This window comes from Sphingomonas sp. Ant H11 (genome assembly GCF_000797515.1).
Classification (GTDB): domain Bacteria; phylum Pseudomonadota; class Alphaproteobacteria; order Sphingomonadales; family Sphingomonadaceae; genus Sphingomonas.
On the sequence record NZ_JSBN01000043.1, the window covers coordinates 37,736 to 61,427 of the forward strand.

A 23,692-nucleotide genomic window follows, 5' to 3' on the forward strand; every position below is an offset into this window, starting at 1 on the left:
TCTTTACTCCACGATCGCTTCGGCTTCAGCCTGGGGCGCTTCCGCACCGCCACGGCCGAGCAGATCGGCGATCTTCTTGCCACGACGCTGCGCAACCGACTTCGGGCTCACCTGGCTGGTCAGCGCCTCGAAGGTCGCACGGATCATGTTGTACGGGTTGGACGTACCGACCGACTTGGTCACCACGTCGGCAACGCCGAGCGATTCGAACACGGCGCGCATCGGGCCACCGGCGATGATGCCCGTTCCCTGCGGTGCCGAGCGCAGCGTGACGAGACCGGCACCGAAGTGACCGTTACCGTCATGATGCAGCGTGCGGCCTTCCTTCAGCGGAACGCGGACCATTGCCTTCTTGGCAGCAGCCGTCGCCTTGGAAATGGCTTCGGGCACTTCGCGTGCCTTGCCATGACCGAAGCCGACACGGCCCTTGCCGTCGCCCACGACGACCAAAGCTGCGAAGCCGAAGCGCTTACCGCCCTTGACCGTCTTCGAGACGCGGTTGATGTGAACCAGCTTCTCGATCAGCTCTTCGCCGCCATCATCGGCACCGGGGCCGCCACGACCGCGATTGTCGCGACCGCCACGGTTGTCACGGCCGCCACGATTCTGGCCACCGCCGCCGGGGCCACCGCGACCACGACCGCCGCGGGGACCGCGGGCGTCGGGAGCGGCTGCGCCTTCGGGAGCTGCCGTAGCTTCGGTTGGAATGTTGTCGTCAGCCATAATTAGAACTCCAATCCGGCTTCACGCGCGGCAGTCGCCAACGCCTTGACGCGACCGTGGAACAGGAAGCCACCGCGATCGAACACGACCTGCGTCACGCCCGCCGCCTTGCTGGCCTCGGCGATGCGGGTGCCGACGGCCACTGCTGCGTCGATGTTGGCGCCGGACGTGTCGCGCACGTCCTTTTCCAGCGTCGAAGCAGCTGCGATCGTCACGCCCTGCGCGTCGTCGATAATCTGCGCATAGATGTGGCGGCCCGAGCGATGGATCGACAGCCGCGGACGGCCCGATCCACGCGCGCGGAGCGCGGTGCGGTTGCGGCGGCGCCGCTTCTCGAAGAGAGACATACCCTTGGTCGACATTACTTCTTCTTCCCTTCCTTGCGGAAGATGAACTCGCCGTCGTACTTGATGCCCTTGCCCTTATACGGCTCGGGCTTGCGCCAGCGACGGATTTCAGCGGCCAGCTGGCCGACCTTCTGCTTGTCGGAACCCGAAATCTCGACCGTCGTGTTGTCCGGGGTCTTGACTTCGATCCCTTCCGGCACGTCGATGTTGACGTCGTGGCTGTAGCCGAGCTTGAGGTTCAGCGTCTTGCCCTGAACCGCAGCGCGGTAGCCCACGCCGTTGATCAGCAGCTTCTTGGTGAAGCCGTCCGACACGCCGGTGATGAGGTTCTGCACCAGCGTGCGCTGCATGCCCCAAAATGCGCGAGCGCGCTTGGTCTCATTGGCCGGGTTGACGGCGATGCCGCCATCTTCAAGCACATAGCTGATCTCTTCGCGCAGCGGCATGGCGAGGGTGCCCTTGGGGCCCTTCACGCTGAGCTGCTGGCCTTCGATCGTCGCGGTCACGCCGCTCGGGATCGTGACCGGCTTTTTACCGATGCGGCTCATCAGAACACCTCCGCGAGGACTTCGCCGCCGACATTCTGTTCGCGCGCTTCGGCGTCGGACAGAACGCCGCGAGGCGTGGAGACGATCGTGATGCCAAGGCCATTCATGACCCGCGGCAGTTCGGTCGAAGCCGAATAGACGCGACGGCCAGGCTTGGACACGCGAGCGACGTGCTTGATCGCGGGCTGGCCCTCGAAATACTTCAGCTCGATGCGGATGCCGGCCGCAGGGCCCATCTGCTCTTCGGTGTAGCCACGAATGTAGCCCTCGCGCTGGAGCACGTCGAGCACGCGGGCCCGCAGCTTGGAGCCCGGCGTCAGGACGGAGTCCTTGCGCGCGCGCTGGCCGTTGCGGATGCGGGTGAGCATATCACCCAGGGGATCGGTCAATGCCATCTGTTGATCCTTACCAGCTCGACTTCGTAACGCCCGGGATCAGGCCCTTGTTGGCCAGATCGCGCAGCTGAATACGGCAGAGGCGGAACTTGCGATAATATGCGCGCGGACGACCGGTCAGCTCGCAGCGGTTGCGGATGCGCGTCGGGTTCCCGTTGCGGGGGATCTCAGCCATCTTGAGACGGGCTTCGATCCGCTCGCCGTCGCTGAGCGTCGTGTCGGCGGCAATCGCCTTCAGCGCCGCGTACTTCGGGGCGTACTTCTTGACCAGCATCTTGCGACGCTCGTTCTTGTTGACAGAACTTACCTTCGCCATCTTATGCCGCCTTCTTTTCGGTGTCAGCGTCTTCGATCGGGAACGGGAAACCGAACAGACGGAGCAGCTCGCGCGCTTCCTCGTCGGTCTTCGCCGTGGTCGCCACGATCACGTCCAGGCCGCGGATCTTGTCGATCCGGTCATAGCTGATTTCCGGGAACACCAGCTGTTCCTTCAGGCCGCAGGCATAGTTGCCGCGTCCGTCGAACGACTTGGGGTTGAGCCCGCGGAAATCGCGAACGCGGGGAAGTGCGATCGTGATGAAACGGTCCAGGAATTCGTACATGCGCTCACGGCGAAGGGTAACCTTCACGCCGATCGGCATGCCTTCGCGCAGCTTGAACTGTGCGATCGACTTCTTGGCCTTGGTCACGACGGGCTTCTGCCCTGCGATCAATTCCATTTCGCCAAAGGCCTGGTCGACCTTCTTCTTGTCCTGCGTGGCTTCGCCAACGCCCATGTTCAGCACGATCTTGTCGATGCGCGGAACTTCCATGGCGTTCTTGTAGCCGAACTTTTCGGTCATCGCCTTGACGATCTTGTCGTCATAGATGCCCTTCATCCGGGGCTTGGTAGCTGCATCAGCCATCGATCTTGTCTCCGGTCTTGACCGCAACACGGACTTTCTTGCCGTCCTGGGTCTCGAAACGAACGCGCGTAGGCTTGCCGTCGGCGGTCACGTGAGCGACCTTGGAGACGTGCAGCGGCGCTTCGGCGCGCTTCAGGCCACCCTGCGGGTCACCCTGGCTCGGCTTTACGTGGCGAACGGCAACGTTGACGCCCGAAACGACGACCTTGCCGTCCTTCGGAAGTGCCAGCGTGACTTCACCGGTCTTGCCCTTGTCCTTGCCGGACAGAACGATGACGCGGTCGCCCTTCTTGATCTTTGCGGTCGCCATTACAGCACCTCCGGCGCGAGACTGATGATCTTCATGTGCTTCTTGCCGCGCAGTTCGCGAACCACTGGGCCAAAGATACGGGTACCGATCGGCTCCTCGTTCTTGTTGACCAGCACGGCTGCGTTCGAATCGAAGCGGATCACGGTGCCATCGGCCCGGCGAATGTCCTTCGCCGTACGCACGATGACGGCACGGTGCACGTCGCCCTTCTTCACGCGGCCGCGGGGCGCAGCCTCCTTCACGCTGACGACAATGATGTCGCCAACGCCTGCAACACGACGCTTGGACCCGCCAAGCACCTTGATGCACATAACCCGCTTCGCGCCGCTGTTGTCAGCGACCTCGAGATTGGATTGCATCTGGATCATAGATCCGCTTCCTTCTCATCTGGGGCCGATACCGACCGGACCCCGCCTCGATCAATGGAGCCGCGCTAACGCGGCCCCGCTCTTATGCGTCGACGTCGACCCGGTCAGGCGTCGCGTGGGTGTTGACCCGATCGATCACCTTCCAGGTCTTCAGCTTGGAAATCGGCGCGGTCTCTTCGATCCGCACGGTCTCGCCCTGCTTGAACTCATTGCCCTCGTCATGGGCATGATACTTCTTCGTACGGCGGATGATCTTGCCATAGAGCGCGTGCTTGACCTTACGCTCCACGTTCACGACCACCGTCTTGTCGCCCTTGTCGGAGACGATCAGCCCCGTCAGCACGCGCTTTGGCATGTCTAAATCCTTACTTTGCCGCAGTGTCGCGCGAACGCGCGGACTGCAGGGTCTTGATGCGAGCGATGTCGCGACGGACTTCCTTGACCCGGCTCGGCTTTTCGAGCTGGTTGGTCGCGGCCTGGAAACGGAGGTTGAACGCCTCGCGCTTCAGGTTGCCGAGCTCTTCGCCCAGCTGGTCCTCGGTCTTCGCCTTGAGGTCGGAGCGACGCGTGTCGATCTTCGCCATGTTATGCAACTCCCAGATGCGAGGTGTCGCCGAGACGGGCAACGACCTTCACCTTGATCGGCAGCTTCATCGCTGCACGGCTGAACGCCATTGCCGCGATGTCGCCCGGAACGCCGTCCAGTTCGAACAGGATACGGCCGGGCTTGACGCGGGCTGCCCAATATTCCGGCGAACCCTTGCCCTTACCCATGCGGACTTCAGCGGGCTTGCCCGAGACGGGAACGTCCGGGAAAACGCGGATCCACAAACGGCCCTGGCGCTTGATGTGACGCGTGATCGCGCGGCGAGCCGCCTCGATCTGGCGTGCGGTGAGACGATCCGGCTCCATCGCCTTCAGGCCGTACGACCCGAAGTTGAGCGTGGTGCCACCCTTGGCGTCGCCATGGATGCGGCCCTTGAAGGCCTTGCGGAACTTGGTCTTTTTCGGTTGCAGCATGATCTATTCCTTAGCGGCGCGGATCAGGCCGGACGCCGGAAGTCTGTGCTTCCATCATCAGCCGGTCGGTCGCCATCGGGTCATGACCCAGGATTTCGCCCTTGAAGATCCAGACCTTCACGCCGCACACGCCATAGGCGGTGTGTGCAGTCGCTTCAGCGTAATCAACGTTCGCGCGCAGCGTGTGGAGCGGCACGCGACCTTCGCGATACCATTCCGACCGTGCGATCTCGGCGCCGCCAAGACGGCCGCCGCAGTTGATCCGGATGCCCTCGGCACCGAGACGCATCGCCGACTGCACCGCACGCTTCATGGCACGGCGGAAGGCGATACGACGCTCGAGCTGATCGGCGATGCCCTGCGCAACCAGCTTGCTGTCGACTTCCGGCTTGCGGATTTCGACGATGTTCAGGCTGACGTCGGACGTCGTCATCTTGCCGAGCGTACGGCGCAGCTTTTCGATGTCCGCACCCTTCTTGCCGATGATGACACCGGGACGGGCAGCGAAGATCGAAACGCGGCACAGCTTGGCCGGACGGTCGATGACCACTTTGGAGATCGCAGCCTGTGGCAGCGTCTTCAGGATGTACGCACGCATCTTGAGATCTTCGAGCAGAAGACGGCCGTAATCGGCGCCCTCGGCATACCAGCGGCTATCCCAGGTGCGGTTGATCTGCAGGCGCAGACCGATCGGGTTCGATTTCTGACCCATTATGCTTCTTCCTGCTCGCGCACGACGATGCGCAGACGGCTGAACGGCTTGAGGATGCGCGTCGACTTGCCACGACCGCGGGTCGCGAAGCGCTTCATCACGATCGACTTGCCAACCGAAGCCTCTGCGACGACGAGCGAGTCGACGTCGAGATTGTGGTTGTTCTCGGCGTTGGCGATGGCCGACGCCAGCACCTTGCGCGCGTCAACCGCCATGCCCTTGGTCGAGAACTGCAGGATGTTCATCGCATCGCCGACCTTCTTGCCACGGATCAATGCCGCGACGAGGCCGAGCTTCTGCGCGGAACCACGGATCTGCGTGCCGACCGACAGCGCCTCGTTATCCGCCACGCGGCGGGGAGCTTTTGCCTTAGCCATTAGCGCTTGCCCTTCTTGTCCGCGGCATGGCCGGGGAAATAGCGCGTCGGCGCGAACTCGCCGAGCTTCATGCCCACCATGTCCTCGTTGACAGAAACCGGCACGAACTTGCGGCCGTTATAGACGCTGAAGGTCAGGCCAACGAACTGCGGCAGGATCGTCGAGCGGCGCGACCAGGTCTTGATCGCACCACGCGCGTTGGTTTCCTGCGCGGTTTCTGCCTTCTTCAGCAGGTGAAGGTCCACGAACGGACCCTTCCAGACGGAACGAGCCATCGTTTAGCCCTTCTTCTTGGCGTGACGGCTGCGGATAATCATCTTGTCCGTCGCCTTGTTATGACGGGTGCGCGCACCCTTGGTCGGCTTGCCCCACGGGGTAACCGGATGACGGCCGCCCGAAGTCCGGCCTTCACCACCGCCGTGCGGATGGTCGACCGGATTCTTGGCGACGCCGCGCGTCAGCGGGCGGATGCCCAACCAGCGATTGCGACCCGCCTTGGCGAGGTTGGTGTTGCCATTGTCGGGGTTCGAAACCGCGCCAACCGTCGCCATGCAATTGGCGTGGATGTAACGCTGCTCGCCCGAGTTGAGGCGGACCATGACCATGCCCTTGTCGCGACCGACGACCTGCACATAGGTGCCGGCCGACCGTGCGAGCTGACCGCCCTTGCCCGGCTTCATCTCGACGTTGTGGACGATCGTGCCAACCGGCATCTGGCCCAGTTCCATCGCGTTGCCCGGCTTCACGTCGGTCTTCTTGTCCGCGATCACCTTGTCGCCAACGGCGAGGCGCTGCGGCGCAATGATGTACGCGACGTTTTCCTTGCCATCGGCGGTCTGACCATAGTTGATCAGCGCGATGAAGGCGGTGCGGTTGGGATCATATTCGATCCGCTCGACCACGCCATCGACGCCCCAGTTACGGCGCTTGAAGTCGATGATGCGGTAGCGCTGCTTGTGGCCGCCGGCGATGCCGCGCGAGGTCACATGGCCCTTGTTGTTGCGCCCACCGGTCTTGCGCTTGCCTTCGGTCAGCGCCTTGACGGGGCCGCCTTTGTGCAGGCCGGAACGGTCGACGAGGATGAGTCCGCGTCGTGCCGGGCTGGTCGGATTATAATGCTTCAATGCCATCGGATCAGATCCCCGTCGTCACGTCGATGGACTGGCCGTCCTTCAACGTCACGATCGCCTTCTTGATGTCGGAGCGGGTGTAGGGCGCGCCCTTCCACTTCTTGGTCTTGCCCTTCTGGACGATCGTGTTCACGCCCAGGACGGTCACGTCGAACAGCGCCTCGACTGCAGCCTTGATCTGCGGCTTGGTCGCGTCGTTAGTGACCTTGAAGACGACCGCGTTATGCTCGCTGAGCAAAGTGGCCTTTTCGGTGATGTGCGGTGCGACGATCACGTCATAATGACGCGCGTCGATCGCGGCTTTCTGCTTAGCCATTGAAGCGCGCCTCCAGCATTTCGACGGCAGCGCGGGTCAGGACCAGCGTGTCGTGCTTAAGGATGTCATAGACGTTGGCACCAGCCGCCGGCATCACGTTGATCGTGTGCAGGTTGCCCGCTGCCAGCGCGAAGCTGGTCTCGACCGCTGCGCCGTCAATGACGAGCGCGGTCTTGCCCGTGCCGAGCTTTGCCCAATCCGCGATCAGCGTCTTGGTCTTGCTCTCTGCGACCGTCAGGCTGTCCATGACAACCAGCGTGCCCGCCTGAGCGTGGCTCGACAGCGCCATCTTCAGACCGAGCGCGCGAACCTTCTTGTTCAGGCCGGGGTTGAAGTCGCGGGTCCGCTGACCGTGCGCCTTACCACCGCCGACGAAGATCGGAGCGCGGCGATCGCCGTGACGAGCCGTACCGCCGCCCTTCTGGCGACCGAACTTCTTGCCGGTGCGAGCAACGTCAGCGCGCTCACGCGTGCCGCTTGCGGTCGCGCGACGCTTTTCGAGCTGCCAGGTGACAACGCGGTGCAGGATGTCGGCGCGCGGATCGAGGCCGAAGACCTCGTCGTTGAGCTCGATGTCCGCGCCTGCGGTGTCGGCGAAGGATTGAACCTTGACCTTCATGTTCAGCCCTCCTGGCCGTCGGTCGCGTCCACGGTCGCGACGTCAGCAGGCGTCTCGGCGGGAGCGGTGTCGTTGTTGTTGGCGACCTGCTTCAGGCCGGCGGGATACGGCGCATCAGCGTGACGCGCGACCTTCACCGAATCCTTGACGAGCAACCAGCCACCCTTCGAGCCAGGGACCGAGCCCTTGACGAAGATGAGGCCACGCTCGACGTCGGTCGAAACGATTTCGAGATTTTGCTGGGTGCGGTTCTTGTCGCCCATGTGCCCGGCCATCTTCTTGTTCTTGAAGACCTTGCCCGGATCCTGGCGCTGACCGGTCGAACCCAGCGAGCGGTGCGAGACCGAAACGCCGTGCGTTGCGCGCAGACCGCCGAAGCCCCAACGCTTCATACCGCCCTGGAAGCCCTTACCCTGGGTCACGCCCTGGATATCGACGATCTGGCCAGCGACATAATGGTCGGCCGAGATGGTCGCGCCGACTTCGAGCAGCGCATCTTCGCTCACGCGGAATTCGGCGAGCTTCGCCTTGGGCTCAACTTCGGCCTTGCCGAAATGGCCACGCTGCGGCTTGGCAACGTTCTTTGCTTTTGCGGTACCCGCGCCCAACTGGACTGCGACATACCCATCACGATCGGCCTCGCGAACGGCCACAACTTGCAGATTTTCCAGCGCCAGAACGGTCACGGGCACATGGCGCCCATCGTCCTGGAACCAGCGGGTCATCCCCATCTTTTTCGCGATCACGCCAGTGCGCATGATCAATGCTCCATTCAATGCAGAGGCACCCCTCGGACCATTCCGAAGGGTGCGTACTCAGCCCAAACTTTATTTTATACTGCGGCCCCGACCCGGGCTGGTGCTCCCCGCGTTGGCGGTGGAGCGTGTCGGGGGACGCAGACCCGGGCAAGCCCGGCGGTATCCCGTCTATTTGGCCCCGAATCCGGGGCCGAATCTCTCGGAAGAGCGGCCTTTAGGCCAGCTTGATCTCGACGTCAACGCCTGCGGCGAGGTCGAGCTTCATAAGCGCGTCGACCGTCTGCGGGGTCGGCTGCACGATGTCGAGCATGCGCTTGTAGGTGCGGACTTCGAACTGCTCGCGCGACTTCTTGTCGATGTGCGGACCGCGGTTCACGGTGAACTTCTCGATGCGCGTCGGCAACGGAATGGGACCACGGATGAGAGCGCCGGTGCGGCGCGCGGTGTCGGCGATGTCGCCGGTCGCCTGATCGAGCACGCGATGATCGAACGCCTTGAGGCGGATGCGGATATTGCTGTCCATAGTCCCTACCGATGCGAAAGAGCGGGCCCCGTAGCGGGGCTCTTGCTGTTCAAAACCAAAACTGGAGGCGGGCCACTACAGCGGCCTCCATAAAATAGCAACAGCCCGCACCTCCCTTTGGAGGTGCGGGCTGTACTTTTCTTGTAACGCTTAGGCCGAGATGCCCGAGACGATGCCCGAACCAACGGTACGGCCGCCTTCGCGGATCGTGAAGCGCTGGCCAACGTCCATAGCGATCGGTGCGATCAGCTTGACGCCAAGCGCGATGTTGTCGCCAGGCATAACCATTTCGGTGCCCTCAGGCAGCTCGACGGTGCCGGTGACGTCCGTGGTGCGGAAGTAGAACTGCGGACGATAGTTGGCGAAGAACGGCGTGTGACGGCCACCTTCGTCCTTCGACAGCACGTACACTTCCGACTGGAAGTCGGTGTGCGGCTTGATCGAGCCGGGCTTGCAGAGCACCTGGCCACGCTCAACTTCTTCACGGCCAACGCCGCGGATCAGCGCGCCGATGTTGTCGCCTGCCTGGCCCTGGTCGAGCAGCTTGCGGAACATTTCGACGCCCGTGACGGTGGTCTTGCGGGTGTCGTTGATGCCGACGATCTCGACTTCTTCGCCAACCTTGACGACGCCGGTCTCGACGCGGCCGGTGACGACCGTACCACGACCCGAGATCGAGAACACGTCTTCGATCGGCATCATGAACGGCTTGTCGAGCGGACGCTCGGGCTGCGGCAGGTACGTGTCGACAGCCTGCATCAGCTTGAGGACGGCGTCATGGCCGATCTCGGGCTGCTTGTCTTCGAGCGCGCACACGGCCGAACCCTGGATGACCGGGATGTTGTCGCCGTCGAAATCATACGACGAGAGCAATTCGCGGATTTCCAGCTCGACGAGCTCGAGGATCTCGGGATCGTCGACCAGATCGACCTTGTTCATGAACACGACCATCGTCGGCACGCCGACCTGGCGAGCGAGCAGGATGTGCTCGCGGGTCTGCGGCATCGGGCCGTCGGTCGCCGAAACGACGAGGATCGCGCCGTCCATCTGCGCCGCACCGGTGATCATGTTCTTCACATAGTCGGCGTGGCCCGGGCAATCGACGTGCGCATAGTGACGCTCGGTCGTCTCATACTCGACGTGTGCGGTCGAGATGGTGATGCCGCGCTCGCGCTCTTCGGGAGCCTTGTCGATGTTGGCATAGCTGGTGAACGTCGCACCGCCGGTTTCCGCGAGCACCTTGGTGATCGCAGCCGTGAGCGAGGTCTTGCCGTGATCGACGTGGCCGATCGTGCCGATGTTGAGGTGCGGCTTGGTCCGCTCAAACTTTGCTTTTGCCATTTTTCCTACCTTATTGATCGTTTTCGGTTCGCCACAGCGCCACGCGAAGGGGGCCCCATAGCGGGAGTTTTCAGGTTACGCCAGCCCTAGCACCGGGCGGGGTGCCTTACGCCAGCTTCGCCTTAACTTCGTCGGCAACGTTGGCGGGGACTTCGTCATAATGCGAGAACTGCATGCTGTACTGCGCGCGCCCCTGCGTGAACGACCGCAGCTGGTTGACGTAGCCGAACATGTTGGCCAGCGGCACCATCGCCTCGACCGTCTGCGCATTGCCGCGGCTGTCGGTGCCCTGGATCTGGCCACGACGGCTGTTCATGTCGCCGATAACGTCACCCAGATAATCTTCCGGGGTCACGACCTCGACCTTCATGATCGGCTCGAGCAGCTTGATACCGGCCTTCTGCGCGGCTTCACGCATGCAACCACGGGCGCAGATTTCGAACGCCAGCGCGCTCGAGTCGACGTCGTGATACTTGCCGTCGGTCAGCTCCACCGAGAAATCGATGATCGGGAAGCCGATCAGCGATCCGGTCTCGGCGGTCTCGCGCATGCCCTTTTCGACCGAAGGAATATATTCCTTCGGGACGTTGCCGCCCTTCACCGAATCGATGAACACGAAACCCGAACCACGCTCGCCCGGCGTCAGCTTGACGCGGACTTCTGCGAACTGGCCCGAACCACCCGACTGCTTCTTGTGGGTGTAGGTCAGCTCGACCGGCTTTGCGAGATACTCGCGATACGCCACCTGCGGCGCACCGACATTCGCCTCGACCTTGAACTCACGCTTCATGCGGTCGACCAGGATTTCGAGATGGAGCTCGCCCATGCCCTTGATGATGGTCTGGCCGCTCTCGGCATCCGACGACACGCGGAACGAAGGATCCTCGCGCGACAGGCGATTGAGCGCGATGCCCATCTTTTCCTGGTCGGCCTTGGTCTTCGGCTCCACCGACAGCTCGATCACGGGCTCGGGGAATTCCATCCGCTCGAGGATGATCGGCGCGTTGGAGGCGCAGAGCGTGTCCCCGGTGGTCGTGTCCTTCAGCCCCGCCAGAGCGACGATGTCGCCGGCATAGGCCACCTGAATGTCCTCACGGTCGTTCGCATGCATCAGCAGCATGCGGCCAACCTTTTCCTTCTTGTCCTTGACCGAGTTGGTGACCTGCGACGCGGTCTCCAACTTGCCCGAATAGATGCGGGCGAAGGTCAGCGTACCCACGAACGGATCGTTCATGATCTTGAACGCCAGCGCCGAGAACGGCGCATTGTCGTCGGCCGGACGCGAATCGGGGGTCTCGCCGTCGAGCTTGAGGCCCTGGATGGCAGGAACGTCGAGCGGGCTCGGCAGGTAATCGACCACGGCGTCGAGCAAGGGCTGCACGCCCTTGTTCTTGAACGCCGAGCCGCACAGCACGGGCACGAACGAGAAGCTGAGCGTGCCCTTGCGGATCAGCGCCTTAAGCTGCTCGGTCGTCGGCTCGGTGCCTTCGAGATACGCTTCCATCAGGTCGTCGTCTTGCTCGACGGCCATTTCGATCAGCTCGCTGCGCGCGGTCGCGGCAGCGTCAGCCATGTCGGCGGGAATGTCCTGATATTCGAACTTCGCGCCCAGCGACTCTTCGAGCCAGATGATCGCGCGGTTCTCGACCAGGTCGACCAGACCCTTGAAATCGCTCTCAAGGCCGATCGGGAGATACAGCACCGCCGGACGCGCGCCGAGACGATCCTTGATCATCTCCACGCAACGGTCGAACGAGGCACCGGTACGGTCGAGCTTGTTGACAAAGCACATCCGCGGAACCTTGTACTTGTCCGCCTGGCGCCACACCGTCTCCGACTGCGGCTCAACACCGGCAACGCCGTCGAAGCACGCAACCGCGCCATCGAGCACGCGCAGCGAACGCTCGACTTCAATCGTGAAGTCGACGTGGCCGGGGGTGTCGATGATGTTGATGCGATGGTCGTTCCAGAAGCACGTCGTAGCAGCCGACGTGATCGTGATCCCGCGCTCCTGCTCCTGCTCCATCCAATCCATCGTCGCGGTGCCTTCATGCACTTCGCCGATCTTGTAGGACTTGCCGGTGTAATACAGGATACGCTCGGTCGTCGTCGTCTTACCGGCGTCGATATGCGCCATGATGCCGATATTGCGGTACATGTTCAACGGATGGCTGCGGGCCATGATACGTCACTCCTGGTGCCTGTGCGGCAGTCAAAATTCTGAAAGGTGCACTCTCAACACCGTTCGGGCCAAGCCTTCGAAGGCCCTGCCCTATCTTCCGAGGAAGTGCAGCCCTTCGACAAGCTCAGGGCGAACGGTAATGAGGGCGAAGGTATATCCCTTCGCCCTCATATAGTCTTTACCAGCGATAATGCGAGAAGGCGCGGTTGGCTTCCGCCATCCGGTGCGTGTCTTCGCGCTTCTTCACGGCATTGCCACGGTTGTTCGCGGCATCCATCAGCTCGCCCGACAGGCGTGCCGACATGGTGTTTTCGCTGCGCGCACGCGCAGCGGCGATCAGCCAGCGGATCGCCAGGGCCTGGGCGCGCTCGGGGCGCACTTCGACCGGGACCTGATAGGTCGCACCGCCGACGCGGCGGCTGCGGACTTCGATGCCGGGCTTCACGTTGGTGAGCGCGTCATGGAAAACCGCGACGGGATCCTTCTTCGCACGGGCTTCGACGGTTTCCATCGCGCCGTACACGATCAGTTCCGCGACGGACTTCTTGCCGTCAAGCATCACCGAATTCATGAACTTCGAGAGGACCTCATCACCGTACTTAGGATCGGGGAGGATGATACGCTTTTCTGGGCGACGACGACGTGCCATTTCAATTCTTCCTTCTAAACTTCAGCCATACGAGGATCGGCTATGTGAGCCGACCGGCTTACTTCGGACGCTTGGCGCCGTACTTGGAACGCGACTGGCGACGATCCTTCACACCCTGTGTATCGAGCACGCCGCGCAGAACGTGGTAGCGCACACCGGGAAGATCGCGAACGCGACCGCCGCGGATCAGCACGACCGAGTGCTCCTGCAGGTTGTGGCCCTCACCGGGGATGTAGCTGATGACTTCGCGGCTGTTGGTCAGGCGGACCTTGGCCACCTTGCGCAGTGCGGAGTTCGGCTTCTTAGGGGTCGTCGTATAGACGCGGGTGCAAACGCCACGCTTCTGCGGGTTCTGCTCCATGGCAGGGACCTTGGACTTGGCCTTCTGCGGATCGCGGCCCTTGCGGACCAACTGGTTGATCGTCGGCATTGAATCTCTTCACCTTGACTGTTGGTTACTTTGCTGGAGCCATCACGCCCCCCCGAACAAAATGGGGAATACAAAAAGGGCCATTGGGCGTGAAACCACCCCCTGGGCCCTGGAATGCATCCAGCAATGTTCAAGCACTGTCCCGGAGCAAGCCCCGGTCAAGCGGAGGTGCGCATACAGCGCCTTGGGGGCGGGGTCAACTGAGTCGCTCGCGGTGAGCGGCGCACCAGCGCGCCCTGTCGACAATCGCCCGCTCTGACCCTAGCCTCTCCGCATCTTTGGGAGAATGGCGATGCGGTGGCTGCGCCGGACGCATTTGGCAATGCTGGCGTTCGTGACGCTGCTCGTGCTCGTCCCCTCTGTCATACCCGCTGCGTTTGCGTCCGCACTTGCGCCGGTAGAGCGCACCGACCGACCGGCAATGCATGCGGTGATGCGAGATTTGTGTCATCGCGACGTCGGGGTTCTGGGGGAGGCCACGCACGCAGATGGGCATACCGAAGCCTTCAAGGTGGCGCTTGTCGAGCGGCTGGTGAAACAATGCGGATTTCGCGCCGTCGTGTTCGAGGGCAGTCTCTACGAGTTCCTGGGTTTCAACCGCGCGAGGCGCGATGGCCGGGCGACTGAAGCGATGGTCGGCAACGCGATCGGCGGACTCTGGAAGTTCGAGGCTGAGATCAAGCCGCTGACGCATTTCCTGTACACCGAGGCGATGGCTGGCCGGATCACGCTTGGCGGGATGGACGACCAATTGGGCGGTTTTGAGCAGCCGTTCGCGAACGAGACGATGGCGGCGCTGCTGACCCAAGGGTTACCGGTGGATCGCAGGACGGCCTGTGTCGAGGCTTTCCATCGACGCACGTACCTCGCTTTTGATGATGACCATCCAAATTCTCCAGACTTTAAGAACCGGATCGATGCATGTGCCATGGATATGCGCAGCGCGCTCTCCAAGCAGAACCTTGCCGAGGGAGAAACCGCCGAGCGGATCGAAATGCTCGACGGCATCGATCGTCAACTCGCGCGCGATCGCCTTTCATCCGAGGACTATGCGAAGGATCGGGATCGAGCGATGTATTACGCGTTCGCTCGCTTTTCCGCCAACCTGCCCAAACGCACCCGTATCATCGTTTGGACGCACAGCTTCCATGCCGCAAAGAGCCCGGCGATCCGCCCCGATCTAAACGGTGCCCTCACCTTCGGAACGCTCCTCCATCAAGCGTATGCGAGCCGCGCCTTCGCGCTCGCTTTTTCAGCGCGGGGCGGATCGTATCGCTGGAGCCGCAAGGAAAACCGACCAGTCCCGGCACCGCCGCCAGACGCGCTGGAACTGGCATCGCCAGGCGATAATCGGACCGCCTATCTCAACAGCGCAACCTTGCGCGCCCGAGGCATCGCGCCCGCCGCGCCTGACTATCACACCTATCAATCAGCACGCTGGGCAGACATTTACGACGGACTCGTTGTCTTTGCCGAGGAGCATCCACCGCACAGTAGCCGCGTCTACCCCGCGCCTAGGGTGGGCAGGTCGGACTGGTTCAAGATCTATAGATTTTCCGAGCGCTAGCTTCCGTTCAAACGACCAAATGCGAGCCCGCTACCGAGACCACTCAGCTCGAAGCCAATGATCGGGTCGCAAGCCAATCCTTCAGCGCGAGCCAGTGGTTTGCTCCAGCTTCGACAAGAAGGGTTAGGCCGGGCTGCGCGTGCGCCTCGATCAGGCTCGTGAGGTTGAGGTTTCGGCGATAGCTGAGATCCGCTACGACCCGACTGCCAATGCCCTTCCCGCAAGGTGTGCCGTTCGCCGGATCGTATTGGTCGCCATATGCTTGGCGGTACCACGCTGCATAATCGAACCCGGCAACCGGCGCGACGGTAGCCGCATAGCGCATTTGCCGCTCTACCGTTCCCGCGGCGTTCCGGGCATCAAAAGGGTTTACCTTCGACCGTAACAAATGCGCGCCGAGCGCATCGGCGATGGCGACCTTATCTTCGACGAGGACCTTATAATCCTGATCCGGGCTGAAATCCCAGCCGGAGAAGTGTGCACCGCTGTCCAGCGCCAGCTTTACGGCGTACAGATTCTCCGATGCAGCACCGCCGTCCGTTCGATGCCGTGCAAGGTTGGCGATATCCTTCAGATACCAGTCGAACCCGCTTTTGGCCGAAGACACGCCCTCGACCAAGACGAACCCTGGCCTGTAGTGCTCGACCGCCGCCTTGATCTGCCGGTGCGTCTCGTCTGTGATATCGTCGGTATGCTCCACCCCGACAAAGACGAGCTTGGCTCGATTTCGCAGGTGGTAGACATGGGTAAACGGCTTTGCCCATCCCGCAGGCGTCGTGCACATATCGTGCGATGCCGGTGCGGTCGCTGCTGCGCTTGAGTCGATCGTGGCGCTCGCCGCAACCGGGCTTAGTGCGGCGAGCCAAATAAGCGAAAGAGACACTACTCGCATCGTCGGCCCCTTCGAAGAGCTGGAACGTTACCACAGAATTAGACCTGCAATTGTGTCAGCATCGCGGCTCCCGCAAACCGCAGTCGCATCCGCCGCGCGAGTGCGATACAGGACAGCGGTGACATACGATCTCCTCATCGTCGGCGGCGGTATCAACGGCTGTGCGATCGCGCGCGAGGCCAGCTTGCTTGGCCTCAAGGTCCTCCTGGTCGAGCGCGACGATCTCGCCGCGCACACCTCCTCGGCCTCGACCAAGCTGATCCATGGCGGGCTGCGCTATCTCGAATATTATGAGTTCAAGCTCGTCGCCGAGGCGCTGCGCGAGCGCGAGCGGCTGGTGAAGGCCGCGCCGCACATCATCCATCCGCTGCGCTTCGTCCTGCCGCACGAAAATGCGCTGCGGCCGTGGTGGATGGTACGGCTCGGCCTCTATCTCTATGATTTTCTGGGCGGCAAGATGACGCTGGCGCGCTCGCGCGGGCTGCGGCGGAGCGACACCGCCTTCACCGCGCCGCTCAAGGGTGCGGGCAAGGGCTTCGTCTATTCGGACGCCTTCGTCGACGATTCGCGCCTGACCGTGCTCAACGCGGTCGATGCCGCCGCCAACGGGGCCGAAATTGCGGTCGGCACCGCGCTCGAGTCGGCGCGGCGCGAGGGCGATGTCTGGCGTGCGACGCTGTCCGATGGACGCACCGTCACCGCCCGCGCGCTGGTCAATGCCGCCGGGCCGTGGGTGCATCAGTTGCTCGGGCGCCTCGGCGTCAACGCCGCCTCGGGCGTGCGGCTGGTCAAGGGCAGCCACATCGTCGTGCCGCGCCTGTTCGAGGGCGACCACGCCTATATCCTGCAGCAGCCCGATGGCCGCATCGTCTTCGCCATCCCCTATCAGGGGGCCTTTACCGAGATCGGCACCACCGACATTCCGGTCGATGCCCCCGAAGACGCGCAGATCGACGCGGGCGAAATCGCTTATCTCTGCGAGGCAGTGAACCGCCATTTCGTCCGGCAGATCAGCCCCGCCGACGTCACCTCGACCTGGTCGGGCGTGCGCCCGCTTTATGACGATGGTGCGAGCGAAGCCAAGGCGGTGACGCGCGATTACGTGCTGGAGCTCGACACCAACGGCCCGACCTTGCTCTCCATCTTCGGCGGCAAGATCACGACGGCGCGGCATCTCGCCGAAGAGGCGTTGGGCAAGCTGTCGGGCCCGATGGGCTTCACCGCGCATCCGGTTACGCGGGCGCGGGTGTTTCCCGGCGGCGCGATTCCGGACTTTGCGCAGTTCCTGGCCCAGGTCCGCGCGCGGTGGCCTTTTCTGGGCGATGCGCAGTCGGAGCGCATGGCGCATGCTTACGGCTCGCGCCTCGCAGAAATGCTCGACGGCATCGACAATGAAGCCGCGCTCGGAGCAGATCTCGGCGGGGGCTTGACCGAGCTCGAGGCGCGCTGGCTGCACGATCGCGAATGGGCGCGCAGCACCGACGACGTCCTGCTCCGCCGCACCAAATTGGGGCTGCATCTGAGCGCGGCCGAGCGCACGCAGGTCGAGCGCTGGTGGACGGAAACTTTCCCGACCGCAGGCGGGAACGATGTCGATCACGGGCGAGTTACCGCAGCCTAGTCACACCACCATCCAAGCACAGCCGCTCCGTGCCCGCGCGTAGCGGCGGCGAAAGGATTTCGCATGACCACCACCACCCACGCCTTTGCCGCGCATGCCGCCGACGCGCCGCTCGCGCCCTTCTCGTTCGAACGCCGCGATCCTCAGCCCGACGACGTAGCGATCGACATCCTGTTCTGCGGCGTCTGCCATTCCGACCTGCACACCGTGCGCGGCGAATGGGGCGGCACGCTATACCCATGCGTGCCGGGGCATGAGATCGTCGGTCGCGTTACTGCGGTCGGCAGCAACGTCACCAAATTCGCGGTCGGCGACATCGCCGGGGTCGGCTGCATGGTCGACAGCTGCGGCCACTGCCCGTCCTGCACCGACGGCGAGGAGCAATATTGCGAGACGACCGGCTTTGTCGGCACCTATAACGGGCCCGATCCGGTGATGGGCGGCCACACCATGGGCGGCTATTCCGACCATATCGTGGTGAAGCAGGATTTCGTGCTGAAGGTGACGCATGACGAGGCCGATCTCGCCGCCGTCGCGCCGTTGCTGTGCGCCGGGATCACCACCTATTCGCCGCTGCACCACTGGAAAGTCGGGCCGGGGCAGAAGGTCGGCGTGGTTGGGCTGGGCGGGCTCGGCCATATGGGCGTCAAGATCGCCGCCGCGATGGGGGCCGAGGTCTATGTGTTCAGCACCTCCCCCAGCAAGCGCGACGATGCCAAGCGGCTCGGCGCGACCGACCTGATCGTGTCCAAGGACTCGGAAGCGATGGCCGCCCATGTCAACAGCTTCGACTTCATCCTCAACACCGTTGCTGCCGCGCACGATCTCAACCCGTTCCTCGCGCTGCTCAAGCGCGACGGGACGATGACGCTGGTCGGCGTGCCCGAATCGCCGCATCCCGCGCCCGATGTCGGCCATCTTGTGTTCAAGCGCCGCGCGCTTGCCGGATCGTTGATCGGCGGGATCAAGGAGACCCAGGACATGCTCGATTTCTGCCGCGAACATGGCCTGACCGCCGATATCGAGATGATCCGCATCCAGGATATCGACGCCGCTTATGACCGGATGGTGAAGAGCGACGTGAAATACCGCTTCGTCATCGACATGCAGTCGCTCAAGACGGCGTAAAACGGCCCCCACTTCCGTTCGGGCTGAGCTTGTCGAAGCCCTCCGCTTTACTCGCGCTCAGGCGCTTGTGGCGAGGGCCCTTCGACCGGCTCAGAGTGAACGGAGGGGCGGTTCCCCTCATTGATGAAACCTTTTAGAGGGGCGGCGTCATGACAAATGCCCCCTCCCCCATCACCGTCGCCGCGCTTTACCGCTTTGCCCGCTTTCCCGATCCCACTGCCATCCGCGCGCCGCTGCTCACTTTGTGCGAAGCAGAAGGGATCAAGGGTACGCTCCTGCTCGCGCGCGAAGGCATTAACGGCACCATCGCCGGGTCGGACGCGGGCATCGCCGCTGTCATTGCGCACATCCGCACCCTGCCCGACTGCTCAGGCATCGTGGTCAAATACAGCCATGCCGCGACGATGCCGTTCCATCGCCTCAAGGTCCGTCTCAAGCGCGAGATCGTGACGATGGGGGAGCCCGATATCGATCCGCTGCAAGGTGTCGGCCATTATGTGAAACCCGCCGACTGGAATGCGCTGATCGACGATCCCGACACAATCGTGATCGACACGCGCAATGCCTATGAGGTGAAGGTCGGTACCTTCGCCCGCGCGATCGACCCGGCGACCGAGAGCTTCCGCGACTTTCCCGCCTGGGTGCGCGAGCACCGCGCGGAGCTGGAGGGCAAGAAGGTCGCGATGTTCTGCACCGGCGGCATCCGCTGTGAGAAATCGACCGCTTTCCTCAACGCCGAGGGGCTGGACGACGTTTTTCCACCTCGAAGGCGGCATCCTGAAATATCTCGAAGAGTGCCGGAAACCGAAAGCCGCTGGCACGGCGAATGCTTCGTGTTCGACGAGCGCGTTGCGGTCGGCCACGGCCTCGCGCTCGGCACCCATGAACTGTGCCGCGCCTGCCGTATGCCGGTCAGCCCCGCCGACCGCGCCTCACCGCTGTATGAGGAAGGCGTCGCCTGCCCCGCTTGTCATGCCACCCGCGATGCGCAGGCGCGCGCGAGCTATGCCGAGCGCCACCGCCAGGTAAAACTCGCCGAGGCGCGCGGCGAAGCGCATGTCGGCGCGCGCTTCACGCCCGATCTTACGAAAAGCTGAAGCGAATCGCCGCACGCACGATCGGGCACCAGTATCAGTAGGCCCGTCCGATCAGCACGCGTTCAACCGCAGCGGCTCCGGTAAACACACATACCCCGTCCGGTGCGGCCTGTTGCATCGGTGCGTTACGGATGGTGAGCTTCAACGCCTTGAGCCGCTCGACCACCGCATCCAGCGCAGCGCCGGTGGGCCGTGACCATTGGACTTCCAGCCAGCCCGGGTTCTTCACGCCCTCGGCAAAATGCGCTTCGATCGCGGCGAAGTCGGCGGCGGCAACAATATTCGCCTGCAGCCGCTGACGCGCTTCTGCGTGCAGTCCGGCCTGGATTTCCTCCAGCAAACCGGCTGCCTGGCCGACGAAATCGCCCCGCGTGACGACGGCGCTGTCGAGCTTGCCGTCTTCGCGGTAGAGCCGGTCACGCCGAATCACCGAGACGTTGCCGCCCGCGACATCGCGCCCGCCCACTTCGATCACGATCGGCGCGCCCTTCTTGACCCAGCCCCAGCGCTTGGTCGCAGCCTTGCCGAATTTGAGATCGAGCAATGCGCGCACCGGCTCGCCCAGTGCCGATTGATTGGCCAACTCAGCCTGCAACGCCTTGCAATAGTCGACGATCGCGGCGTCCTCGGGCTGATCGCGCAACATCGGCACGATCACGATCTGCCACGGCGCAATGCGCGGCGGCACGCGCAGGCCGTCGTCATCGCCGTGAACCATGATGACACCGCCGATCATCCGCGTCGACACGCCCCAGCTCGTCGTATTGGCAAGGACGAATTCGCCCTGGTCGTTCTGAAAGCGGATGTTCTGCGCGCTCGCGAAATTGGTGCCCAGGAAATGGCTGGTGCCGGCCTGCAACGCCTTGCCGTCCTGCATCATCGCTTCGATGCTGTAGGTCGCGACGGCACCGGGAAAGCGTTCGTTCTCGGGCTTCTCGCCCGCGACCACCGGCAGCGCGAGGCAATCCTCGGAAAACGAACGATAGACCTCGAGCATCTTGAGCGTTTCCTCGCGTGCTTCCTCGGCCGAAGCGTGCGCGGTATGCCCCTCCTGCCACAGAAACTCGCTGGTGCGCAGGAACATGCGCGTGCGCATTTCCCAGCGGACGACGTTCGCCCATTGGTTGATCAGCACCGGCAAATCGCGCCAGGACTGCACCCACCGGGCAAAGGCGGCCCCAATCACCATTTCGGAGGTCGGGCGGACGACGAGGGGTTCTTCGAGCTTGGCCTCGGGATCGGGAATGAGCCCGCCTTTGCCGTCCGCCTTCAGCCGATGATGCGTGACGACCGCCATTTCCTTGGCGAAGCCTTCGACATGCTCCGCCTCTTTCTCGAAATAGGAGAGCGGGATGAACAGCGGGAAATAGCAATTCTCATGGCCCGTCGCTTTAATCCGGTCATCGAGCAGCCGCTGGATCCGCTCCCAAATGCCATAGCCCCACGGCCGTATGACCATGCAGCCGCGCACGCCCGATTCCTCGGCAAGGTCGGCTTCTGCAATGACGGATTGATACCAGGCCGAGAAATCGGCCTCGCGGGTGACGGGGAGTGCGCGTTTGATCATGCCGGTGCGGATAGCGACTGGCGACGCGCGCGTCACCCCCGCGCTTGTGTCTCGCGCCGCGCGGCGTCATGGACCAATGCATACTCTGGAGACACTCGATCGACGCCCCCGCCCTACCCTCCGTCGAAACGCGCCGCGCTATACCCCCGACCGCGTCATGCTGGGGCTGGCCTTGCGCCTGCTCGCCATCGCTGGCCTGGCAACGATGAGCGCGCTGATCAAACTCGCGGAAAATCGTGGGGCGAACCTCGCCGAGACGATGTTCTTCCGTCAGGCCTTCGCGGCGATGCTGATTTTGGGAATCGTGGTGACCGGTCCCGGCCTTTCGTCGCTCCGGACCCAGCGATTCGGCGCACATGTCCGGCGCACCGCCGTTGGCCTGATCGGCATGGTGACCACTTTCGGCGCGGTGTTGCTGTTGCCGTTGGCAGACGCGACCACCTTGCAGTTTACCGTGCCGATCTTCGGCACGCTGCTGGGGGCGCTCATCCTCGGCGAACAGGTCGGCATCCACCGCTGGGCCGCGGTCGTCGTCGGCTTTATCGGCGTATTGATCGTGACCCAACCGGGGACCGGCGCGTTGCCATTGGGCGGGGCGGCGGTCGGCCTTGTCGCGGCGATGTTCGTGGCATTGGTCGCGATCCTGCTGCGCCAGATCGGGCGCACCGAAAGCGCGCTGACGACGGTCTTCTGGTTTTCGGCGCTGTCGATCCCGCCGCTCGGCATCGCCTATGCGCTCAACCTTCAGCAGCACGATGCCTTGACCTGGGCAATTCTGGTGGGCGTCGGCCTGATTGGCGGGCTCGCGCAACTGGCGTTGACCGCAGCAGTGCGCCACGCGCCGGTCTCGACCGTGATCCCGATGGATTATTCGAGCCTGTTCTGGGGCACGCTTTATGGCTGGCTGCTGTTCGGCACGTTACCCGGCTGGGGCACTGTCCTCGGCGCGCCGATCATCGTGGCGAGCGGGCTCTACATTGTCTGGCGGGAGCAGGTCCGGCAACGCCCCGTGACCGAAGCCGTAAGCCCCTAACGGCGACAAAACACCAATAGCAGGTTGTTGGCAGGCATTGCGAGGCATTGGTCGAGCGAGAAGGATGTCGCCGCAGCCGTTACTGCCTCAACGGAACGCAACCCCCAGCGCGAGTCGCGCGCACGCAGCGATTCGTCGAACGCGAGGTTGCTCGGTGCGGTCGGGACGCCCGCTTGCAGAAACGGGCCATACAAGATCAACGGTGCCCCCGACGGCAGGACCGACCCAGCTCCCGAGAGCAAACCGAGCGTCGCTTCCCACGGGCTGATATGGGCCATGTTGATGCAGAGCACCGCGTCGGCACGGCGGATCGACCATTGGCTCGCAGCCGCATCGATATTGAGCGGTGGAAGGACATTGGCTATCCCCTCGCACCACGCGCCGATCGAGCGGCGCGCATCCGCGTCGGGGTCGCTTGGCTGCCAGTCAAGCGCGGGAAATTCCTGCGCGAAATAGGCGGCATGCTCGCCCGATCCGCTCGCGATTTCCAGCACCAGACCAGCAGACGGGAGTGTTTCGCGCAGCACATCGGCAATCGCCATGCGGTTGCGCAGTGTCGCCGGGGCATGGCGCCGCGCGTCTTCCCCCGCCTCCCCCGGAATCCAGGGGACGGGTGTCGTCACGCGCGGGCTTCGGCGAGCAGGCGATTCGCGCGCAGATACATTTCCAGCCGCTGCGCTGCGAACACGCCGAGCGAGAGCGCCGCGAAAGTATCGATCAGCACCGCCAGGTTGAAGTGCAACGCAGCCCCTTCCGCCTGCGCGACCGATTTGATCGCGATCAGCGCCACGATGAAGGCAAGCGCCCAGAGCGAGGCACGCTGGCGCAGTTCGTGGGTTTCGGGGTCGACATGGATTTGCATGGTCTTGCCGCGCTGCCAGCCGAGTGCCGCCCCGACCAGCAACGCCGCCACCGCGATCCCCCACCCAGCCAGCGTGGGCGGGCTGCGATAGAAGATCACGGCGACGACGGCGGTGTAAAGTGCCGGTACGATCCACAATTGCTCGACCTTGAGCGGCCTGAGCCGGGTCAACCGCCGCGCACGCAGCGCGAACACCGCAAGGAAGATCGCGATCGGGATTGCATATTGCAAAATCCCCGGCGGCGCAGCGTGGACCGGCATGAATTTCCCCC

32 protein-coding genes are annotated in these 23,692 nt (G+C 63.4%); 5 read left to right on the forward strand and 27 right to left on the reverse strand.

Annotation, left to right across the window (positions count from 1 at the left end):
* Positions 1-3: 3 nt before the first annotated feature.
* The 23 genes from rpsE to rpsL all read right to left on the reverse strand — a co-directional run bounded on the left by rpsE (position 4) and on the right by rpsL (position 13,653).
* Positions 4-723, reverse strand: a complete 720-nt coding sequence (gene rpsE, locus NW75_RS09455; protein WP_010403712.1) for a 30S ribosomal protein S5 — start codon at positions 721-723, stop codon at positions 4-6.
* A 2-nt stretch (positions 724-725) separates the two neighbouring features.
* Positions 726-1,085, reverse strand: a complete 360-nt coding sequence (gene rplR, locus NW75_RS09460) for a 50S ribosomal protein L18 (RefSeq protein WP_033964929.1) — start codon at positions 1,083-1,085, stop codon at positions 726-728.
* Positions 1,085-1,618 (reverse strand): 50S ribosomal protein L6, encoded by a 534-nt coding sequence (gene rplF / locus NW75_RS09465; protein WP_010403714.1) that lies wholly within the window; start codon positions 1,616-1,618, stop codon positions 1,085-1,087. Before rplF ends, rplR begins: the two co-directional genes overlap by 1 nt.
* Positions 1,618-2,013, reverse strand: a complete 396-nt coding sequence (rpsH, locus tag NW75_RS09470; protein ID WP_033964930.1) for a 30S ribosomal protein S8 — start codon at positions 2,011-2,013, stop codon at positions 1,618-1,620. Before rpsH ends, rplF begins: the two co-directional genes overlap by 1 nt.
* A 10-nt stretch (positions 2,014-2,023) precedes the next feature.
* Entirely contained in the window at positions 2,024-2,329 is a 306-nt protein-coding gene (rpsN, locus tag NW75_RS09475) for a 30S ribosomal protein S14 (RefSeq protein ID WP_033964931.1), read from the reverse strand.
* Position 2,330: 1 nt separating this feature from the next.
* A complete protein-coding gene (rplE, locus tag NW75_RS09480; protein ID WP_033964932.1) occupies positions 2,331-2,918 on the reverse strand; it encodes a 50S ribosomal protein L5 in 588 nt (195 codons plus the stop codon).
* The gene (gene rplX, locus NW75_RS09485) at positions 2,911-3,228 is read right to left on the reverse strand and encodes a 50S ribosomal protein L24 (RefSeq protein ID WP_033964933.1); all 318 of its coding nucleotides are present in this window, start codon (positions 3,226-3,228) and stop codon (positions 2,911-2,913) included. Before rplX ends, rplE begins: the two co-directional genes overlap by 8 nt.
* Positions 3,228-3,596, reverse strand: coding sequence for a 50S ribosomal protein L14 (gene rplN, locus NW75_RS09490; protein WP_010164574.1), 369 nt, complete (start codon positions 3,594-3,596; stop codon positions 3,228-3,230). Before rplN ends, rplX begins: the two co-directional genes overlap by 1 nt.
* 82 nt (positions 3,597-3,678) lie before the next feature.
* Positions 3,679-3,951, reverse strand: coding sequence for a 30S ribosomal protein S17 (gene rpsQ, locus NW75_RS09495; RefSeq protein ID WP_010403725.1), 273 nt, complete (start codon positions 3,949-3,951; stop codon positions 3,679-3,681).
* A gap of 10 nt (positions 3,952-3,961) precedes the next feature.
* Positions 3,962-4,180, reverse strand: coding sequence for a 50S ribosomal protein L29 (rpmC, locus tag NW75_RS09500; protein ID WP_010403727.1), 219 nt, complete (start codon positions 4,178-4,180; stop codon positions 3,962-3,964).
* Between the two features lies 1 nt (position 4,181).
* Positions 4,182-4,616, reverse strand: a complete 435-nt coding sequence (gene rplP / locus NW75_RS09505; protein ID WP_010164579.1) for a 50S ribosomal protein L16 — start codon at positions 4,614-4,616, stop codon at positions 4,182-4,184.
* Positions 4,617-4,626: 10 nt separating this feature from the next.
* Positions 4,627-5,328 (reverse strand): 30S ribosomal protein S3, encoded by a 702-nt coding sequence (gene rpsC / locus NW75_RS09510; RefSeq protein WP_010403730.1) that lies wholly within the window; start codon positions 5,326-5,328, stop codon positions 4,627-4,629.
* Positions 5,328-5,705 (reverse strand): 50S ribosomal protein L22, encoded by a 378-nt coding sequence (gene rplV, locus NW75_RS09515; protein ID WP_010403732.1) that lies wholly within the window; start codon positions 5,703-5,705, stop codon positions 5,328-5,330. Before rplV ends, rpsC begins: the two co-directional genes overlap by 1 nt.
* Positions 5,705-5,980: a 30S ribosomal protein S19 gene (rpsS, locus tag NW75_RS09520; protein WP_010164582.1), complete on the reverse strand. Its 276-nt coding sequence runs from the start codon at positions 5,978-5,980 to the stop codon at positions 5,705-5,707. The genes rplV and rpsS overlap by 1 nt, the downstream gene beginning before the upstream one ends.
* Positions 5,981-5,983: 3 nt before the next feature.
* The gene (rplB, locus tag NW75_RS09525) at positions 5,984-6,835 is read right to left on the reverse strand and encodes a 50S ribosomal protein L2 (RefSeq protein WP_010403733.1); all 852 of its coding nucleotides are present in this window, start codon (positions 6,833-6,835) and stop codon (positions 5,984-5,986) included.
* A 4-nt stretch (positions 6,836-6,839) separates the two neighbouring features.
* Positions 6,840-7,151 (reverse strand): 50S ribosomal protein L23, encoded by a 312-nt coding sequence (locus NW75_RS09530; RefSeq protein ID WP_010403734.1) that lies wholly within the window; start codon positions 7,149-7,151, stop codon positions 6,840-6,842.
* Positions 7,144-7,770 carry a 50S ribosomal protein L4 gene (rplD, locus tag NW75_RS09535; protein WP_033964934.1) on the reverse strand — a complete coding sequence of 209 codons (627 nt, stop codon included), beginning with the start codon at positions 7,768-7,770 and terminating at the stop codon, positions 7,144-7,146. Before rplD ends, NW75_RS09530 begins: the two co-directional genes overlap by 8 nt.
* A gap of 2 nt (positions 7,771-7,772) precedes the next feature.
* Complete coding sequence (gene rplC, locus NW75_RS09540) at positions 7,773-8,528, reverse strand: 50S ribosomal protein L3 (RefSeq protein WP_010403739.1); 756 nt, start codon at positions 8,526-8,528, stop codon at positions 7,773-7,775.
* 214 nt (positions 8,529-8,742) lie between these two features.
* Entirely contained in the window at positions 8,743-9,051 is a 309-nt protein-coding gene (gene rpsJ, locus NW75_RS09545) for a 30S ribosomal protein S10 (RefSeq protein WP_007406109.1), read from the reverse strand.
* A 150-nt stretch (positions 9,052-9,201) separates the two neighbouring features.
* Positions 9,202-10,392 carry an elongation factor Tu gene (gene tuf, locus NW75_RS09550; protein WP_033964937.1) on the reverse strand — a complete coding sequence of 397 codons (1,191 nt, stop codon included), beginning with the start codon at positions 10,390-10,392 and terminating at the stop codon, positions 9,202-9,204.
* Positions 10,393-10,498: 106 nt separating this feature from the next.
* Complete coding sequence (gene fusA, locus NW75_RS09555) at positions 10,499-12,574, reverse strand: elongation factor G (protein WP_033964941.1); 2,076 nt, start codon at positions 12,572-12,574, stop codon at positions 10,499-10,501.
* Between the two features lie 178 nt (positions 12,575-12,752).
* A complete protein-coding gene (gene rpsG / locus NW75_RS09560) occupies positions 12,753-13,223 on the reverse strand; it encodes a 30S ribosomal protein S7 (protein WP_010403744.1) in 471 nt (156 codons plus the stop codon).
* 58 nt (positions 13,224-13,281) lie between these two features.
* Positions 13,282-13,653: a 30S ribosomal protein S12 gene (rpsL, locus tag NW75_RS09565; RefSeq protein WP_010185487.1), complete on the reverse strand. Its 372-nt coding sequence runs from the start codon at positions 13,651-13,653 to the stop codon at positions 13,282-13,284.
* A 292-nt stretch (positions 13,654-13,945) separates the two neighbouring features.
* On the opposite strand from rpsL, the gene NW75_RS09570 reads away from it, so the two are divergent.
* Positions 13,946-15,220, forward strand: coding sequence for an erythromycin esterase family protein (locus NW75_RS09570; RefSeq protein WP_197057782.1), 1,275 nt, complete (start codon positions 13,946-13,948; stop codon positions 15,218-15,220).
* Between the two features lie 43 nt (positions 15,221-15,263).
* On the opposite strand, the gene NW75_RS09575 is transcribed toward NW75_RS09570, so the two are convergent.
* Positions 15,264-16,112 (reverse strand): hypothetical protein, encoded by an 849-nt coding sequence (locus tag NW75_RS09575; RefSeq protein WP_033964946.1) that lies wholly within the window; start codon positions 16,110-16,112, stop codon positions 15,264-15,266.
* Between the two features lie 118 nt (positions 16,113-16,230).
* Here NW75_RS09575 and glpD point away from each other — a divergent pair, with 118 nt between their 5' ends.
* The 3 genes from glpD (at position 16,231) to trhO (ending at position 19,958) form a co-directional block, all read left to right on the forward strand.
* Positions 16,231-17,733 carry a glycerol-3-phosphate dehydrogenase gene (gene glpD / locus NW75_RS09580; RefSeq protein WP_033964947.1) on the forward strand — a complete coding sequence of 501 codons (1,503 nt, stop codon included), beginning with the start codon at positions 16,231-16,233 and terminating at the stop codon, positions 17,731-17,733.
* Between the two features lie 63 nt (positions 17,734-17,796).
* Positions 17,797-18,861: an NAD(P)-dependent alcohol dehydrogenase gene (locus tag NW75_RS09585; RefSeq protein WP_033964948.1), complete on the forward strand. Its 1,065-nt coding sequence runs from the start codon at positions 17,797-17,799 to the stop codon at positions 18,859-18,861.
* A 149-nt stretch (positions 18,862-19,010) separates the two neighbouring features.
* Positions 19,011-19,958, forward strand: a complete 948-nt coding sequence (gene trhO, locus NW75_RS09590; protein ID WP_081988711.1) for an oxygen-dependent tRNA uridine(34) hydroxylase TrhO — start codon at positions 19,011-19,013, stop codon at positions 19,956-19,958.
* A 34-nt stretch (positions 19,959-19,992) separates the two neighbouring features.
* On the opposite strand, the gene NW75_RS09595 is transcribed toward trhO, so the two are convergent.
* Positions 19,993-21,525, reverse strand: coding sequence for an aminoacyl--tRNA ligase-related protein (locus tag NW75_RS09595; protein ID WP_033964950.1), 1,533 nt, complete (start codon positions 21,523-21,525; stop codon positions 19,993-19,995).
* A 157-nt stretch (positions 21,526-21,682) separates the two neighbouring features.
* Between NW75_RS09595 and NW75_RS09600 the strand changes: the two genes are divergently transcribed.
* A complete protein-coding gene (locus NW75_RS09600) occupies positions 21,683-22,558 on the forward strand; it encodes a DMT family transporter (RefSeq protein ID WP_033964952.1) in 876 nt (291 codons plus the stop codon).
* On the opposite strand, the gene NW75_RS09605 is transcribed toward NW75_RS09600, so the two are convergent.
* Positions 22,555-23,181: a DUF938 domain-containing protein gene (locus tag NW75_RS09605; protein ID WP_052192345.1), complete on the reverse strand. Its 627-nt coding sequence runs from the start codon at positions 23,179-23,181 to the stop codon at positions 22,555-22,557. The two genes, NW75_RS09600 and NW75_RS09605, sit on opposite strands and share 4 nt — an antisense overlap.
* A complete protein-coding gene (locus NW75_RS09610) occupies positions 23,178-23,681 on the reverse strand; it encodes a CcdC protein domain-containing protein (RefSeq protein ID WP_033964953.1) in 504 nt (167 codons plus the stop codon). The genes NW75_RS09605 and NW75_RS09610 overlap by 4 nt, the downstream gene beginning before the upstream one ends.
* Positions 23,682-23,692 lie beyond the last annotated feature (11 nt).

What these genes read in the sequence shown, in the direction of transcription:
- rpsL (WP_010185487.1), bottom strand. Translation starts at nt 13,653, where the DNA reads ATGCCGACGATCAACCAGTTGGTCCGCAAGGGCCGCGATCCGCAGAAG.
- rpsN (WP_033964931.1), bottom strand. Translation starts at nt 2,329, where the DNA reads ATGGCGAAGGTAAGTTCTGTCAACAAGAACGAGCGTCGCAAGATGCTG.
- rpsH (WP_033964930.1), bottom strand. Translation starts at nt 2,013, where the DNA reads ATGGCATTGACCGATCCCCTGGGTGATATGCTCACCCGCATCCGCAAC.
- tuf (WP_033964937.1), bottom strand. Translation starts at nt 10,392, where the DNA reads ATGGCAAAAGCAAAGTTTGAGCGGACCAAGCCGCACCTCAACATCGGC.
- rplN (WP_010164574.1), bottom strand. Translation starts at nt 3,596, where the DNA reads ATGATCCAGATGCAATCCAATCTCGAGGTCGCTGACAACAGCGGCGCG.
- rplV (WP_010403732.1), bottom strand. Translation starts at nt 5,705, where the DNA reads ATGGCTAAGGCAAAAGCTCCCCGCCGCGTGGCGGATAACGAGGCGCTG.
- rplC (WP_010403739.1), bottom strand. Translation starts at nt 8,528, where the DNA reads ATGCGCACTGGCGTGATCGCGAAAAAGATGGGGATGACCCGCTGGTTC.
- rplD (WP_033964934.1), bottom strand. Translation starts at nt 7,770, where the DNA reads ATGAAGGTCAAGGTTCAATCCTTCGCCGACACCGCAGGCGCGGACATC.
- rpsJ (WP_007406109.1), bottom strand. Translation starts at nt 9,051, where the DNA reads ATGGACAGCAATATCCGCATCCGCCTCAAGGCGTTCGATCATCGCGTG.
- rpsE (WP_010403712.1), bottom strand. Translation starts at nt 723, where the DNA reads ATGGCTGACGACAACATTCCAACCGAAGCTACGGCAGCTCCCGAAGGC.
- rpsG (WP_010403744.1), bottom strand. Translation starts at nt 13,223, where the DNA reads ATGGCACGTCGTCGTCGCCCAGAAAAGCGTATCATCCTCCCCGATCCT.
- NW75_RS09575 (WP_033964946.1), bottom strand. Translation starts at nt 16,112, where the DNA reads ATGCGAGTAGTGTCTCTTTCGCTTATTTGGCTCGCCGCACTAAGCCCG.
- rpmC (WP_010403727.1), bottom strand. Translation starts at nt 4,180, where the DNA reads ATGGCGAAGATCGACACGCGTCGCTCCGACCTCAAGGCGAAGACCGAG.
- NW75_RS09530 (WP_010403734.1), bottom strand. Translation starts at nt 7,151, where the DNA reads ATGGCTAAGCAGAAAGCCGCGATCGACGCGCGTCATTATGACGTGATC.
- NW75_RS09595 (WP_033964950.1), bottom strand. Translation starts at nt 21,525, where the DNA reads ATGATCAAACGCGCACTCCCCGTCACCCGCGAGGCCGATTTCTCGGCC.
- rplF (WP_010403714.1), bottom strand. Translation starts at nt 1,618, where the DNA reads ATGAGCCGCATCGGTAAAAAGCCGGTCACGATCCCGAGCGGCGTGACC.
- fusA (WP_033964941.1), bottom strand. Translation starts at nt 12,574, where the DNA reads ATGGCCCGCAGCCATCCGTTGAACATGTACCGCAATATCGGCATCATG.
- NW75_RS09585 (WP_033964948.1), top strand. Translation starts at nt 17,797, where the DNA reads ATGACCACCACCACCCACGCCTTTGCCGCGCATGCCGCCGACGCGCCG.
- NW75_RS09570 (WP_197057782.1), top strand. Translation starts at nt 13,946, where the DNA reads ATGCGGTGGCTGCGCCGGACGCATTTGGCAATGCTGGCGTTCGTGACG.
- rplR (WP_033964929.1), bottom strand. Translation starts at nt 1,085, where the DNA reads ATGTCGACCAAGGGTATGTCTCTCTTCGAGAAGCGGCGCCGCCGCAAC.
- rplE (WP_033964932.1), bottom strand. Translation starts at nt 2,918, where the DNA reads ATGGCTGATGCAGCTACCAAGCCCCGGATGAAGGGCATCTATGACGAC.
- rpsS (WP_010164582.1), bottom strand. Translation starts at nt 5,980, where the DNA reads ATGGCTCGTTCCGTCTGGAAGGGTCCGTTCGTGGACCTTCACCTGCTG.
- rplX (WP_033964933.1), bottom strand. Translation starts at nt 3,228, where the DNA reads ATGGCGACCGCAAAGATCAAGAAGGGCGACCGCGTCATCGTTCTGTCC.
- trhO (WP_081988711.1), top strand. Translation starts at nt 19,011, where the DNA reads ATGACAAATGCCCCCTCCCCCATCACCGTCGCCGCGCTTTACCGCTTT.
- NW75_RS09610 (WP_033964953.1), bottom strand. Translation starts at nt 23,681, where the DNA reads ATGCCGGTCCACGCTGCGCCGCCGGGGATTTTGCAATATGCAATCCCG.
- NW75_RS09600 (WP_033964952.1), top strand. Translation starts at nt 21,683, where the DNA reads ATGCTGGGGCTGGCCTTGCGCCTGCTCGCCATCGCTGGCCTGGCAACG.
- rplB (WP_010403733.1), bottom strand. Translation starts at nt 6,835, where the DNA reads ATGGCATTGAAGCATTATAATCCGACCAGCCCGGCACGACGCGGACTC.
- rpsC (WP_010403730.1), bottom strand. Translation starts at nt 5,328, where the DNA reads ATGGGTCAGAAATCGAACCCGATCGGTCTGCGCCTGCAGATCAACCGC.
- rplP (WP_010164579.1), bottom strand. Translation starts at nt 4,616, where the DNA reads ATGCTGCAACCGAAAAAGACCAAGTTCCGCAAGGCCTTCAAGGGCCGC.
- rpsQ (WP_010403725.1), bottom strand. Translation starts at nt 3,951, where the DNA reads ATGCCAAAGCGCGTGCTGACGGGGCTGATCGTCTCCGACAAGGGCGAC.